At 62.3% G+C, this 14,217-nt stretch carries 13 protein-coding genes; 8 read left to right on the top strand and 5 right to left on the bottom strand.

Annotated features, from left to right (window positions below):
- Window positions 1-89: 89 nt before the first annotated feature.
- From Thiosp_RS18970 to Thiosp_RS18955, 4 genes are read right to left on the bottom strand one after another with little or no spacing between them, the layout of a single operon-like run.
- Window positions 90-1,214, bottom strand: coding sequence for a CHASE domain-containing protein (locus Thiosp_RS18970; protein WP_323696606.1), 1,125 nt, complete (start codon window positions 1,212-1,214; stop codon window positions 90-92).
- 4 nt (window positions 1,215-1,218) lie between these two features.
- The gene (locus tag Thiosp_RS18965; protein ID WP_323696605.1) at window positions 1,219-2,589 is read right to left on the bottom strand and encodes an IS4 family transposase; all 1,371 of its coding nucleotides are present in this window, start codon (window positions 2,587-2,589) and stop codon (window positions 1,219-1,221) included.
- Window positions 2,586-3,467 carry a DUF4338 domain-containing protein gene (locus Thiosp_RS18960; RefSeq protein ID WP_323696489.1) on the bottom strand — a complete coding sequence of 294 codons (882 nt, stop codon included), beginning with the start codon at window positions 3,465-3,467 and terminating at the stop codon, window positions 2,586-2,588. The genes Thiosp_RS18965 and Thiosp_RS18960 overlap by 4 nt, the downstream gene beginning before the upstream one ends.
- Before the next feature lie 36 nt (window positions 3,468-3,503).
- On the bottom strand, window positions 3,504-3,890 hold the full coding sequence (locus Thiosp_RS18955; RefSeq protein ID WP_201068184.1) for a hypothetical protein: 387 nt from the start codon (window positions 3,888-3,890) through the stop codon (window positions 3,504-3,506).
- A gap of 536 nt (window positions 3,891-4,426) precedes the next feature.
- Here Thiosp_RS18955 and nifE point away from each other — a divergent pair.
- From nifE to fdxB, 6 genes are read left to right on the top strand one after another with little or no spacing between them, the layout of a single operon-like run.
- Window positions 4,427-5,923 (top strand): nitrogenase iron-molybdenum cofactor biosynthesis protein NifE, encoded by a 1,497-nt coding sequence (nifE, locus tag Thiosp_RS18950; RefSeq protein ID WP_201068185.1) that lies wholly within the window; start codon window positions 4,427-4,429, stop codon window positions 5,921-5,923.
- Window positions 5,916-7,301 (top strand): nitrogenase iron-molybdenum cofactor biosynthesis protein NifN, encoded by a 1,386-nt coding sequence (nifN, locus tag Thiosp_RS18945; protein ID WP_201068186.1) that lies wholly within the window; start codon window positions 5,916-5,918, stop codon window positions 7,299-7,301. The genes nifE and nifN overlap by 8 nt, the downstream gene beginning before the upstream one ends.
- Window positions 7,302-7,311: 10 nt before the next feature.
- Window positions 7,312-7,815 carry a NifB/NifX family molybdenum-iron cluster-binding protein gene (locus Thiosp_RS18940; RefSeq protein WP_201068187.1) on the top strand — a complete coding sequence of 168 codons (504 nt, stop codon included), beginning with the start codon at window positions 7,312-7,314 and terminating at the stop codon, window positions 7,813-7,815.
- The gene (locus tag Thiosp_RS18935; RefSeq protein ID WP_201068188.1) at window positions 7,812-8,426 is read left to right on the top strand and encodes a SoxR reducing system RseC family protein; all 615 of its coding nucleotides are present in this window, start codon (window positions 7,812-7,814) and stop codon (window positions 8,424-8,426) included. The genes Thiosp_RS18940 and Thiosp_RS18935 overlap by 4 nt, the downstream gene beginning before the upstream one ends.
- Window positions 8,423-8,896 (top strand): NifX-associated nitrogen fixation protein, encoded by a 474-nt coding sequence (locus tag Thiosp_RS18930; protein WP_201068189.1) that lies wholly within the window; start codon window positions 8,423-8,425, stop codon window positions 8,894-8,896. The genes Thiosp_RS18935 and Thiosp_RS18930 overlap by 4 nt, the downstream gene beginning before the upstream one ends.
- Before the next feature lie 22 nt (window positions 8,897-8,918).
- Window positions 8,919-9,230 carry a ferredoxin III, nif-specific gene (gene fdxB, locus Thiosp_RS18925; protein ID WP_201068190.1) on the top strand — a complete coding sequence of 104 codons (312 nt, stop codon included), beginning with the start codon at window positions 8,919-8,921 and terminating at the stop codon, window positions 9,228-9,230.
- Window positions 9,231-9,383: 153 nt separating this feature from the next.
- Here the strand turns inward: fdxB and Thiosp_RS18920 are convergent, their stop codons facing one another.
- Window positions 9,384-10,067 carry a DedA family protein gene (locus Thiosp_RS18920; RefSeq protein ID WP_323696604.1) on the bottom strand — a complete coding sequence of 228 codons (684 nt, stop codon included), beginning with the start codon at window positions 10,065-10,067 and terminating at the stop codon, window positions 9,384-9,386.
- Between the two features lie 318 nt (window positions 10,068-10,385).
- On the opposite strand from Thiosp_RS18920, the gene clcA reads away from it, so the two are divergent.
- Both clcA and Thiosp_RS18910 read left to right on the top strand, forming a co-directional pair.
- Window positions 10,386-12,605 carry a H(+)/Cl(-) exchange transporter ClcA gene (gene clcA / locus Thiosp_RS18915; RefSeq protein ID WP_242518791.1) on the top strand — a complete coding sequence of 740 codons (2,220 nt, stop codon included), beginning with the start codon at window positions 10,386-10,388 and terminating at the stop codon, window positions 12,603-12,605.
- Window positions 12,602-14,149 carry a sensor domain-containing diguanylate cyclase gene (locus tag Thiosp_RS18910; RefSeq protein ID WP_201068191.1) on the top strand — a complete coding sequence of 516 codons (1,548 nt, stop codon included), beginning with the start codon at window positions 12,602-12,604 and terminating at the stop codon, window positions 14,147-14,149. Before clcA ends, Thiosp_RS18910 begins: the two co-directional genes overlap by 4 nt.
- Window positions 14,150-14,217 lie beyond the last annotated feature (68 nt).

The raw sequence follows: 14,217 nt of genomic DNA, 5'->3' as shown, positions 1-14,217 counted from the left end.
GGAGAAGCTGGAATGAACGAAGTTTGGATTGAACAAGCCCGATGCGCGGAAGGTCCTTGATCCGGCGCTTTCCGATAGTTGCTGAATGTTCAGTGGGTTACAGGATTCCTGGGAGCGTCTTCCGCACAATCTTGAGACGGGGCGATCACGAAATCCACTAAACTTTGGCAATGCCTCTGTATTCTAACGCATTGTCTTTTCAGTTGAAAATCACTTTTCGGCCAGGCACTAATTAAAATGGATTTGATACCTTGCGGCTCGAGTATGGCGCGTTCCGCTGGAGGAAAGGTTGCGATGACGCCGTTGATCACCCGATCATGCGAAAGCTCAGTTTGCCATCGCTCAAAACCGTCCTGTTCCCAAAGGACATGCTGCAATTTTGGATTGTCCAACTGGCATGCAACGCCGTGCGCACAGACTTCATGGGTCTGCCGAAACGCCGGTCGCTGCTCCTGATCGACAAAATTCTCAAAAATATAGACGCGGGAGCACTGAGCCGCATCGAGAGGATCTTGCAAACAGTAGCTCATCGCGTCCGTTTTGTCCGCCGCAAGCGTATTTGAAAACCCAGCAAAATGTCTTTCGTAACGCAGGCGAATGGCCAAGCCATTTTGATGCTTGAGATACTGATAGAAGGCCCAACAGAAAAGCGCGGTCACAAAGACGGCCAGGATTTGCCACAATAACCACTGATTGCTGGATGGTTTGACATCGGCCAACTGCATTCGCCAGCGGCCGTTAGGTACAACAATGTCGTAAGACAGATCCCAGGTTTCCACGGCACCCGCGTTCGCGGACTCGGCGATCAGCGGGTGGCCAGTTGATTTATTGTTGTCGGGATCTTCACCAAACAGGCGCCAGGCCAGATCCGGATTGTTCGTCAACAGCGGTTGATTGTTGAGGAGAGTATCCAGATCAATCAGCACGATGACGAAACCCCAAAAGTCGTCAGGATCATTGCTGGGGCGAAAAATGGGCTTCCTCGCGATGATGGCCATTTTGCCGTTTTGAATCAGCCGGACGGGGCCGACAAAGGTAATCGCATCGCGCGCGATGGCTTTTCTGGCGCCAGCATCCCGGCGACTGTCCGCGAGCAAATCATGTCCCAATGCCTTCTCATTGCCTTGGCGTGGGACGACATGACGCACAATGCCTGCTGGAGCGAGCTGCACCGCAGAAATGTCGTGGGTCGTTTTGAGGATGGCTTGACCCATACCATTACCCATAACTATCCCTGACGCTGCGGTAAGCCTCCAGCGCCATGACAAAATCGGGGATGCGCTGCAACCCAATCCAGAGCGTCTTCGGTCCCGGGAACCCATCGGATTTGCGGTTGAGAAAGCCGCCCAGGGAGGCGACCATGCGCACCATGGTATCGAGCGAGGGCGGCTGCTCGGGTGGCGCTTGTTTCTGGGTGACCAGATAGACCGCCTTCCATTCCTCCTCGGCAAAGACCGCATCGCAAGGCAACTCCGGGCACTCGCGCCCGAGCATGGTCAGGTACAGCACCCGCCACGCGATGATCATGTACAAAGCGAGCGCCGGCTCCAGGCGCTCGCGCGTCTCGAGCTGCAGCTCCTCGATGCGGCAGCCACTTTTTAAGATCCGGAAAAAAATCTCCACTTGCCACCTGCAAAGATACCAGGAGAGCGTCTCGATGGCCTCTTGGGCGCTCTGCACCGCCAGATTGGTCAGCAACAGCCAGTTGAGTGGCTCCTCGCCGGCGGGTGGATTGACCTCGGTGGCGAGCAAGGCCGTGACCGTGACATCGGGCAAGGTGCGATCCGGGCGCCAGGGTGCCTTCAGGGTCACGCGCACCACCTTGATCTCCTGCGTGACCTGGCGTGCTTTGGCCCCCTTGGTGGCGGGACGCTCGAAGGTGATCTCGGTGAGCACCGCAGCGGCGTCCAGGGCCTCATTGAGCTTTCTGCCATCGGCCAAGCAGCGGTCGCGATGCTGCACCCGTACCAGCCAATCGGCGCTGTTCTCGGGGATGGGCGCTTCAACAAACAGGTCGTAGATGTCGCCCTCGCGATCGGCAACATAGGTCAAGCGCGTGTCGCTCAGTTCCTCGGCCAGCGCATTGACGCGCGCGTAGCCATCGACCCAGCGCACGCTTTCTTTCTCCTCCAGTGGGCGGCGCGAGTCTTTGTCCTGGCCCAGGCTACCGGGCTCGCGCACAAAAGTGTGCAAATCCAGCAGCCCCAGCGCGAGGCGCTCGGGCGTGACCGCCAAGGTGGGATGGATGTACATCCCATAGCGGCTCTCAAAGTTCAGTGGCCCAAGACCGACAATGCCTTTTTTGGTTGTATAGTCCAGCTCGCTGGTATCTTGGATACACAGCACCCGCGGATGCTCGCGCAGACGTTCTTCGGTACAAGCAAAATGGGGTGCGAGGATCTGCTCGGCGGTGACCGTGGGATGATCGAAAAAGCGATAGGCGGCCCGGGTCTCATACCAACCGTTGCAAGCCCCGGGAATACTTTGTGTCGGCTTGGCGCCGAGGGTTTCAAGCACCTGTTGGGCGCGATGATTCAGGCGCTTGTCGCCCAGAGAGATGTCCTGCAGTTCAGAGGCCAGCGCGATCATGCCACCACCCCCAGGGCGGCGCGGAAGTCCGCCGCCAGCGGGTAGACATAGATCGCCTTGCGCGGCAGCGCGGCCCGATGGGTGCGGTCGCACTTGCCGCGCCCGGTGGTTTCGCCCAAGTCGTGCCAGTTGGCGGCACGGTAACAGGTCCCGGCAAAGCGTGGGGTCTCGACAAAGGTCTCCAGCAGCACCAGACGCTCGCCATAGCGGGCGGGAAAGTCGACACTGACTTGCCGCGCGGCCAAGGACAGCACCTTGGAGGCGAGGTGTTTGACCTGCACCCAGGGCAGGATGAGGAAGCGGGCGTTGTTGAGCACCCGTCCCAGGTGTGCTTGGCGCTGCGCGGGCGTCCAGCCAATCCAGCGGTCGCGGGCAGCGACTTTCCAGGCCGCCGCGCCAAAGCCGATGGCGCCGAGCAGACCGCCATCCCACTGGATCAGGTAGCGCAGCTGCGCACCAGGCAGGGGACTGTAGCCGAGGTAGTGGTAGCGCTCGATCAGGCCGTTCCATAATTGCGAGGCCCTTCGATCATCAACGCGCGCCAGGCGCAAGCCGCTGAGCGCGCGCAGCGGGACGGACACTGGGATCGGTTCGGGCCGGGACTCGGGGCGCGGGACGAAGCGCCGCCCATTGCCATTGCCGCAGGTCGGTGGCGGCAGCACAATGAGCCCGGCACGATGCAACCGCAGCAGTCCCACCCGGGCACTCATGAGCTTGGGGCGGCCTTGGATATCGGTCCACTCCAGCGCGCGGCACACCCGCCGAGCGATCTCCGCGCGCAGCGGCGGCTGCGCCAGCGCGATCTCCTGGCGAATGCGCGCTAAGTCGGTCTCGTTGAAAGGGCGCCCACATAAACGGCTTGGAATCGCTTGGTCCATGGTCTCCCGTCCCCTTGCTGAAGATGAAAGGGCATCTCAGCAGAACTCGGGAGCTGTGTCCAGCCCCGGACGACGCTGGGGCGGGGAGATATGGGTAATGGTATGGGCTTGACCCCAGTGATCGAATTTCCTGGGGTTGTAGTCTTCCATGATCAGAATGGATTCAAGCGCATTCAAGGCCGAGAGCGCGTCGGTCAGGCTAAGTTGCAGGGACTGCGCGTAGTCGCTGGCGATGCCGTTGAGTGCCTGTTGGCGGTGCTGCGCCTCGCGGATGGCGAAGGATTGAAAGGCCAACTGGAGCATCGAGAAGACCAGCAGGCCAAAAACACCGACGGCAACCATTGCACGGGCGCGCGACGACTTGGGTAACCACCGCGTGAGACGCCGAAGCAAGGGTTTGAAGGACGCTTTTGCCCAATCCATGCGCATGAGACCTGACTCCCGACATCTGTGTGAGCAATAACACTTGTGCTGAAAATTACGCCGCTGGGGCTCTGACTCAACTCCCAGCGAAATTATCCCGTTTGCAATGGCAAAAGGGGCTGTGATCTCGTTTTTTCCTCAAGACTGACTAACAGTTTACTCGCCCTAACCCGTGCCGTGCAGAAATTGGTAGTCGATACTGTGTGCACAGAAAAGCATCCTTAACCTCGCGGGCCGCGGATGCTGGGGTTTCCCCATGACGCCTGAGTCCAAGGTAATGCGGTCAATCTCCACGGAACTCCGCTTCGCGCGCTTGGCGAAGTTTGATCATTAACTCCGCGGAAGCGAAACCGCTAAGCGGTCGTTTTGGGATCGACCAACCCCCTGCACCATCTGTCGCAAATCGTCCCGTCATGCGGGCTTGTCGCTTTTGCGACAAGGCGCCGGGCGGCGTTATCTTCGCATGATCAATCGCTTGGCATTCTGGCACGGGCTCTGCTTCCGGGACTCTATTAAGACCTTTGTCTGGAGTCAGCATGAAGCAAAAAGACATCGCCGCCCTGCTCGACGAGCCGGCGTGCGAGCACAACGATAAGTCCAAGTCCGGTTGCGCCAAGCTCAAACCGGGGGCCACCGCGGGTGGCTGCTCGTTCGACGGCGCGCAGATTGCGCTGCTGCCGATCGCCGATGTCGCCCACATTGTGCATGGCTCCATCGCCTGCGCCGGCAGTGCCTGGGACAATCGCGGGACGCGTTCCTCGGGGCCGAAGCTGTTTAAGATCGGCATGACCACGGACCTGACCGAGCAGGACGTGATCATGGGCCGCGGCGAGAAGCGGCTGTTTCACGGCATCAAGCAGGCCATCGACAATTACGATCCGGCGGCGGTCTTCGTCTACAACACCTGTGTGCCGGCGCTGACGGGCGATGATGTCGGTGCAGTGTGCCGCGCGGCGAGCAAGCGCTGGAACAAGCCGGTCATCTCGGTCGACGCAGCCGGCTTTTACGGCACCAAGAATCTCGGCAATCGCATCGCCGGTGAGGTGATGGTGCGCGATGTCTGCGGCACGCGTGAGCCAGACCCGATTCCATCGGGCATCGAGCGGGCGGATTTCAAAGTCCACGACATCTGCCTGGTTGGCGAGTACAACATTGCCGGCGAGCTGTGGCATGTGCTGCCGCTGTTCGATGAACTGGGGCTGCGGGTGCTGTGCACGCTATCGGGCGATGCGCGCTTTCAGGAGGTGCAGACCATGCACCGCTGTGAGGCAAACATGATGGTCTGCTCCAAGGCGATGATCAATGTCGCGCGCAAGCTGCAGGAAAGCTACGGCACGCCCTGGTTTGAGGGCAGCTTCTATGGTGTGGCCGATGTGTCGCACGCGCTGCGCCAATTCGCCCGCCTGCTCGATGACCCCGATCTGACCCAACGCACCGAGGCGCTGATTGCGCGCGAGGAAGCGCGCATCCATCAGGCGCTCGAGCCCTGGCGCGCCAAGCTCGCCGGCAAGAAGGTGCTGCTCTACACCGGCGGGGTCAAGTCCTGGTCGGTGATCAGCGCGCTGCAGGATCTCGGCATGACGGTGGTGGCCACCGGCACCCGCAAGTCGACCGAAGACGACAAAGCTCGCATCCGCGAGCTGATGGGCGAGGAGGCGGTGATGATCGAGGACGGCAACCCGCGTGGGCTACTCGATATGTGCAAGCGCTATCAGGTCGACATGATGATCGCCGGCGGGCGCAACCAATACACCGCGCTCAAGGCCCGCTTGCCCTTCCTGGATGTGAATCAGGAGCGCGAGTTCGGCTACGCCGGCTACGATGGCATGCTGGAGCTGGCGCGCCAGATCGATGTGACGCTGTCGAGCCCGATCTGGTCGCGGGTGCGCAGCGCGCCGCCGTGGCGGCCGGGGCTGCAGGCTGAACCAGGGCAGGTCGGCTCAGCACAGCCTGGGGCCAAGCAATCCGCGCTCGCCACCGGGTCCGGCACGGGGCCAAATACGCAATCGGTCGCGGAGGTGTCCCATGGCTGAGATCGTCAAACGCAACAAGGCGCTGTCCGTCAGTCCGCTAAAGGCGAGCGCCACCGTTGGCGCCACCCTGGCATTTCTGGGCTTCAACCGCAGTATCCCGATGCTGCATGGCTCTCAGGGCTGCACGGCCTTCGGCAAGATTTTCTTTATTCAGCATTTTCGCGAGCCGATCCCGATGCAGACCACGGCGCTCGATCAGGTGAGCGCCATCATGGGCAGCGACGAGAATCTGATCGAAGGCCTGCGCACGATTTGCGACAAGCATGCGCCGGCGTTGATTGGCGTGCCCACCACCGGCCTGACCGAGGCCCAGGGCTGCGACCCCAAGCGCGCGCTCAAGGAGTTCCGTAGCCGCTATCCGCAGTATGATCAGGTCGCCATCGTGCCGGTGCACTCGCCGGATTTCGCCGGCTGCCTGGAAAGTGGCTATTCCAATGCCGTCACCCGCGTGATTGAGGATCTGGTGCCCGAGGCCTCCACCGCCGGCACCCGTCCGGGCCGTCGCCAGCGGCAGGTGAATCTGCTGGTCGGCGCCGCGATCACACCAGGCGATATCGAGTACATGAAAGACCTGCTCGAGCGCTTTCGCCTGCGCCCGGTGGTGGTGCCGGACCTCTCCGACGCGCTCGACGGCCATTTGGCCGACACGGATTACAGCGCGCTCACCATCGGTGGCACCCTGGTCGATGAGCTCGCCACCCTGGGCGACGCGGCGGCGACTCTGGTGATCGGCCGTTCCATGCGCGGGGCAGCGGATTTGCTCAAGGCGCGCACCGGGGTGCCGGACTATCGCTTCGATCACCTGATGGGCATCGATGCCATGGACGCACTGGTCGTCGCGCTCGCCCGCATCAGTGCCGAGCCGGTACCTGAGCGCGTCGAGCGCCAGCGCTCGCAACTTCAGGACGCCATGCTGGACGCACACTTCTCGCTCGGTCAGGCGCGTTTTGCCGTCGCCGCCGAGGGTGATCTGCTGCTCGCCTTCAGCGAGCTGCTTGCCGAGATGGGCGCGGAGACGGTCGCGGCGGTTGCGCCGTCCAATGCCACAAGTCTGCGCGATGTGCGCAGCGAGCAGGTCAAGATTGGCGATCTCGAGGACCTCGAGCAACTCGCCCGCGCGGGTGGCGCCGAGGTGATGATCTGCAATTCCCATGGCGTCGGCTCGGCCGAGCGGCTCGGCATTCCGCTGCTGCGCGCCGGCTTTCCGCAATACGACTTCGTCGGCGGCTATCAGCGCTGCTGGATCGGTTATCAGGGCACGCGCCAGACGCTGTTTGACCTGGCCAACATCATGCTGGGCCTGGAGAAGGGCGAGATTCATCCTTATCGCTCGCGCCTTAAGCAGTGGCCGGCGGCTGAGTGTCAGGCCGCGGCCTGAGGAGTCTCCGATGCCTGTCGAACGACGACTGAAACTGCTCAATTGCGACACCCCGCCGTCGCTGTCAGCGACCGAGACGGCGATCAAGGTCGCCTTCGCGACGGCCGATTTGCGCCGTGTCGATCAGCATTTCGGCGCGGCCCAATCCTTCGCGCTTTATGCGGTCGACCGTCACGGCTGCGAGATGCTAGAAGTGGTGCAGTTCGGCCAGCTCGACATGGATGGCAACGAGGACAAGCTCGGGGCCAAGATCGACGCCCTGGAGGGCTGCGTTGCCGTGTACTGCCAGGCGGTCGGTGCCTCGGCGGTCAGCCAGCTGCGCGCGCGCGGGGTGCAGCCGCTCAAGGTTGAGGCGGGGACACTCATTAAGCGGCTGTTGGCAGAGCTGCAGCGCGACCTTGCTGACGGACCCAGCGCTTGGCTGATGCGGGCCATCGCCGCGCGCCAGCCGCGTTCCCCGGAGGTCGAGGAGAACAAGTTCGACGACATGGAAGCTGAGGGCTGGAGCGAATGATCGAGCAATCCGGCCGGGTGCTGGCGGTGCGGGCGGCGGCAGAGGGCCAATCCGCGTCGCTGCAGGTGGAGCTGCCGCGGCGTAGCGCGTGCGGCGGCTGTGAGCAGGCATCTGGCTGCGGCACCGCAGCGCTGGCCGGAGCTTTTGGCGAGCGCGCGCTGCGGGTGGACTTGGATATTGGCTCCTTGGACATTGGCTCGTCGGGCGCGGATGCGAATCCTTGGCGTCCTGGGGATGCCATCCGGCTCGGCATCGCACCCGGCGCTCTGATCGGCGCTGCGTTGCTGGCCTATGTTCTGCCGGTGGTGTTGATGCTGCTCGGTGCCCTGCTTGGAACCCATTTAGGTAGCAGTGGCTGGGGCAGCGCGCTCTGGGGCAGCGACGGCTTGAGCGTGCTGCTTGCTGGAGCAGGGCTTTTTGGCGGGCTCGGCTTGGGACGCTGGCTGATCGACCGCAGTCCCGGCTCGCCATGGACGCAATTTGAGCTGTCCGATGTCCGCGTCGCCGACGCGGATGGCATTTTTACAGGACGGGCGGCCATGGCTGATCCCGTCGACAAAGCGACCGAAACAATGACTGAGACTGAAACAACAACTGGAGGCTTGAGATGACAACAGGGGCTATCGCCATCGATGCGGATGATCCGGTGCTGCAAACCGACTTTGGCGTCGAACTGGTGCGCCACATGCGCGCTTTCGATACTTACGGTCGGCTAGAGAAGAAGACGAATGCCGAATTGCTCGATCCGTTCATTCTGACACCCGAGCGCAGGCGAGAGATTCCGATGGTGGCGAACCCGGATGCTGCGACCATCGACCGGCTGAATGCCTTTTACAACGCCATTTCGGCCATGATCGAAAAAGAATGCAAACTGATGGCCTCGCCGGTCATCAACCTGACCAGCGAAGGCTTTGGGCGCGTGATGATTATCGTCGGCAAACTGGTGGTGATGGACCGTGCGCTGCGCGATGTGCATCGTTTTGGTTTTGCGTCCATGTCCAAGATGAAGGACGAGGCCGACAAAATCCTGTCCGTTGCGCTAGAGCTGGTTGGCAATCATTCCGAGGTTGCCGGGCTTTGAACCGATCAGGAGGCAGACTGAAATGAGCACCATCACCGGACTGACCCGCGGCGGCACTGAGTGGACGCCCGCCTTCATCGTGGCGCTGAACCAAAACAACTGCATCGGCTGCGGCCGCTGTTTCAAGGTTTGCCCGCGCGACGTTTTCGAACTGGTCGACCGCGACGAGCTCGACCTCAACGACGATGATGACTTTGATGACGATGACTTCGACGAAGCACCGGGCATGGTCATGAATCTGAAAAACGTCCTCGACTGCATCGGCTGCGAATCCTGCTCGCGCGTCTGTCCCAAGCAGTGCCTTAGCCACGAGTCGCAGGCTCTGGCGGCCTGATCAGAACCTGCGAGTCGCAGGCTCTGGCGGCTTCAGCATGCTCGCTGTAGCCGACCCGGCCGGTGAATAGCAGCCGCCAATCCTAACCAGGATTGAGCGGCTGTTCTCATGCTGAGGTTGGTGATACTCGGCCGCGCGCCTGCAGCCGCTATCTCAAGCCGGTGTCTTGCTCCGCCGGCGGATGACGGTAATCAGCACAAGGATCAGCAGGCCGATGACGCCGACCACCGTGAGCCCGGCGATCCAGGGATTGACCTGACGCAAAGCCGTGACCATGGCATCGAAATGGAGATCGAGATAATAGACGCCAAGCGCCCAGAAGCTGCCCCAAAGGACGGCGCCAGCGATGTTGAGGAGCATAAAACGGCCCCAGTGCATCGCAAGGATGCCTGAAAAGAGCCCAATGAACTGGCGCGGGCCATCGACAAAGCGACCGAAGAACACCAGCCATCCGCCATAGCGGTTGAATCCGCGCTCAATGTTCTCAAGGCTGCGTGCTGGAATCGGCGGCAGTCGATTGAGCACCGCGCGACCGCCGGAGCGACCAATCAGATAGCCGATCGTCTGCCCGAGCGCTGTTGCCAGGATGGTGACAAGAAGCAACACGAAGATGTTGAGCTTGCTGTCTGGAATCGCTGCTACCAGGGCGCCAGCCTCCAGCAGAGTTTGCCCCGGCGCCGGGATACCGATGCCCTCGACCCCAACTGCTGCAAACACAGCCCAATAACCATAGCGCTCCAGATAGGGCTCGACGCGCTCGATGTCGCTGGCAATTGCCTTAGCGACTCGGTGCGCTCGCGCATCAATCTTGTGCTCGCCGCCGCTGTGGTGCTTCACTGGCTCGGTGACGGGAGGCTGCTCCGGCGAAGGTGCCGATTGAGCAAACGCAGTGCTGCCGCTGCCTAGAGGCGCCACGATACCTACCAGCAGGACCAGTAATACTGCGCCTGCGAGGCGGCTGCCAAAAACTTTTAGAATTGTGTGATCTGTGCTCATCGCCGAACTATACCGCAAAATTCCTCCGCCAAGGACACCAGGCATGGTTTTCCGGTATCTTCGCCACCTAGTTGATCAGCAGGTTGAATATCGACCTTCTGCTCAACGCACTCATCGCTGTTTTCAGGCGCCACAGTCACAACCGACACCAAAGAGACGATGCCGGCCATCACCTTTCCCTGGCGACTCTATCTCGCGGCCACCTTGGTTGGCGCATTCGCGGGACTGATCGGCGGGGCCTTTCATGCCCTGCTCGATCAAGCGTCGTCGAGCCGAGACGTGCTGCGCGAGCTGCTCGGCTCAGCACCGGTTCCCGGATGGCTGCTGCTGATGCTGCTCGGCGCTCTGGTGCTGGTCTGCGCCATGTGGCTGGTGCGCCGTTTCGCCCCGGAAACCGCCGGCAGTGGCGTGCAAGAGGTCGAATCTATCCTCGCTAGCGCGCGCAAGCTGCACTGGAAGCGCGTGCTGCCCATCAAGTTCGTTGCCGGCACCCTCGCCGTGGGCTCGGGCCTGGTGCTGGGCCGCGAGGGGCCGACCATTCACATGGGCGCGGCGCTCGGTCAGATGGCGAGCGAGCGCCTGGGGCCTCGGCCCGGCGCAAATCGCGCCTTGATCGCAGCAGGCGCAGCAGCTGGGCTGGCCACCGCCTTCAACGCCCCGCTCGCTGCGATCGTCTTTGTCACCGAGGAGCTGCGCGAGCATTTCGACTATCGCTTCGCGACCATCCAATCGGTGATCCTGGCCTGCTGCGCGGCGGTGATCGTCAGCGGTTGGATGCTCGGTCAGGGGCCGGATATGCCGATGCCAGACCTGGACATGGCACCGCTGCGCTCGCTGCCATTGTTCCTGCTCCTTGGCATCCTGATCGGCGCCCTTGGCGGACTGTTCAACCGTTTGCTGCTGGGCTCGGTGGCCGCTTTTCGAGCGCTGGGCACGCCGGGAGCCTACATCGCTGCTGCCATGACCGGGCTGTTCCTGGGCGCGCTGATCTGGTTTGCGCCAGCCACCGTGGGCGGCGGTGAGACCCTGGTCGAGAATCTGCTGCATGGTCAGCCTGCGCTTTTCTTTCTGCTCGCATTGCTCGCCGTGCGCTTGCTGACCACGGTCGGCAGCTATGGACTCGGCTTACCCGGTGGCATCTTCGCGCCAATGCTGGCACTCGGCACCATCTGCGGTGCCGCCTTTGCGGTGCTGGTCTCCTTTGCTGCGCCAGCAATCGCGCTGCAACCCGAGGTCTTCGCCGTCGCCGCCATGGGCGCGCTCTTCGCCGCCACCGTGCGCGCACCGCTCACCGGCATCATCCTGGTCATTGAGCTCACAGGTGCCCAGGCCCTGGCACTGCCGATCATCCTCACCTGCCTCAGCGCGACCTTCACCGCCGAAGGCCTCGGCGGGCGACCGATATACAGCTCGCTGCTCGCGCTGCAAAACAAGCCGGCACCCTGCGCGCCAATTCGGCGAATCTTTGCGGCGGCGATGATCCTGATCGCCTTCATCGCCATCGAGCGGATCGACGTAGCCTGGCAAGGGACCGGCATGGCACCAACCGCCTCGCTGGCGAAGACGCGGTCGGCGGCTGCGGTGACGGCGCCGGCGGAAATGGAGAAGCCGGACCCGGCTACTGTCGTTGTCAAGGTAAAGACTGAGACTGAGATTGAGAGCGACTTAGAGTCTGCGGCTGAGACTGAGACTGAGACTGAGACCGAGTTAGAGTCCGTGACCGAGTTGGAGGCTAGAGCTGAGGCTGAAGCAAAGCCCGAGCTAGGCGAAGGAGCCGCGGCCGAGGCCACGGTGTTACCTGAGTCCCCCCGCTTGCCCAGCACTGCCGTCGCACGGGAAGATCAATCGCCGCAGGAAGACGAATTGCCGGAAAGACCGGTCAACACTGACACAGACCTGGATGCTGTCAGGGATGCCAGCACGGGCTCTGATGCGGATTCGGCCACTGCGACCGCGACAGAAGCACCCAGTGAAGCGCCTACAGAAGTGCCCACAGAAGCGCCCAGTAATCGCGTCGATGCAATCCCTGAAGACGCTCGTTTCACCATCCAGCTAATCAGCTTCCGCGACGTCGCCAGCCTCGCGCGCTTCGCGCAGGACGAGGGCCTCGTCGGCCGGGCACTGCGACTGGAGTCAGGCGGCGAGCCTAGGCGCTGGCATAGCGTGCTGATCGGCGCATATGCAGATTTTGCGACAGCTGAGGCAGCGCTGCAGGATCTGCCGCCGAGCCTGACGCGCCTCGACCCAATTATCCGCCCGCTGAAGACCGGCGAGCGGCTCGTGCCCATCCAGGCGCCATCAAAACGGACTTCCAACCCGGTTCGGCCGCCACCGCACCTTGTTATCGACCGCGCCAACCGAGGGCTTTCCGCTGTATGAGCTCTGCCACCGAAACCGTTGATTCACGCTCCGCGGCGATTGACATCGACCAGGCTGCACGGGCCCGCCGCGATCAAGGCGAGAGCGATTCGAAACGCCGGATCAGCGCGCGTACCCGCAATGCCTGGCTGATCTGCGTGGTGATGATTGCCACCATCGCCGCCGCCGGCACGACGCAGCTAGTCGCTTCCCACCGGTTGGCCATCGCCACCGCCACCGAGCGCGCCACGGCCAAAGGCTTTCTGATCGCCGAATGGATCGCCAAATCCTTCGACCTAACCGAGTACGTGCTGCGCGATACCGTCAAACGCTTCGACGCGGATGAGCTGGTCTACCCGAGCGACAATGCGGCTCTGCATGAGCGCAAGACCGCGCTGATCATCGACAAGGCCGCCTCCGTGCCCAATCTGCTCTTTCTCGGCATGCTGAACGCCAATTGTGTCATCACCCACACATCCATCGGCGGCAACATCGGGCTCGATGCGCAAGAACGCGGGCGCGAATACTGCACCCTGGCCCAGAGCGAGCCAGTTGACGCCTTCAAGATCAGCAACATGTTCACCTCGGTCACCAACGCCATGAACGTGACCGCCTCCATGCCACTGTTGTCAGCGACGGGACAGCTGGAGGGCTTCGCGCTGGCGGGCTTTGATCTGGGATTCTTCCAGCAGTGGCTGGACCTGGTCGAGCTGGAACCGCATAACGTGATTTCCATCTTCGACCTAAACTCGCGCCTGCTCGCCCGCAAGCCATTGATCGCGAGTCAAATTGGCCAGCGCGTCGCCGAGGAAAAGCTCAATACGCTGGCTCGCTCGGGTTCCGATGCGCTGGTCACCCATCGCCTGGTCTCGCCGGTGGATGGCATCGACAGGATCTGGGCCCTGCGCAAAATCCGCGGTCTGCCCTTCATCGTGGTGGTTGGCGAGGAGACCCGCACCGCGCTCGGCGCCTGGCGGCAACAGCTGTTTTTCTATCTGATTGGCGGTGCCATCCTGTGTCTGTCCATCGTCTTTGGCACCCTGGAGTACATCCGCAATGTCCGCGATGCCGCCACCATGCGCGAGCTCGCTATCACCGACACGTTGACCGGCCTGGCCAATCGCCGCCATTTTATGGATGCCGCCGAGATCGCCCTGGCCAGAAGCGAACGCACGGCTACGCCTATGACGTTGATCCTGGCCGATCTCGATCATTTCAAGTGGATCAACGACAACCACGGCCACGCAACCGGCGACCGCGTGTTGCGCGAGGTGGCAAGCGTTCTTAAAGACTTAAGCCGCAAGGGTGACCTGGCCGCCCGCTGGGGCGGCGAGGAATTCGTGATCCTGCTGCCCGGCGCCGGCCAAGGCGGTGCGACGGCTTTTGCCGAGCGGCTCAGGCGCGAGATCGCGGCGCTAGAGTCCGCGCCCGGACAGCCCGTGACCCTGAGCCAGGGCCTGACCGCATGGCAACCGAAGGACACCCTCGATGACATGCTCAAGCGCGCCGATGCCGCGCTCTACCGCGCCAAGCGGGAAGGCCGTGACCGCGTTGATATCGAATAGATCAGCTGCCGAAAGCTCAGTGCAATGATCAATCTGCGTTCGCGCAGTTTCGCCCTTTGGCGCAATGC

This window comes from Thiorhodovibrio litoralis (assembly GCF_033954455.1).
In the GTDB taxonomy this organism is placed as follows: domain Bacteria; phylum Pseudomonadota; class Gammaproteobacteria; order Chromatiales; family Chromatiaceae; genus Thiorhodovibrio; species Thiorhodovibrio litoralis.
This window is presented reverse-complemented; position numbering and strand designations above follow the sequence as displayed.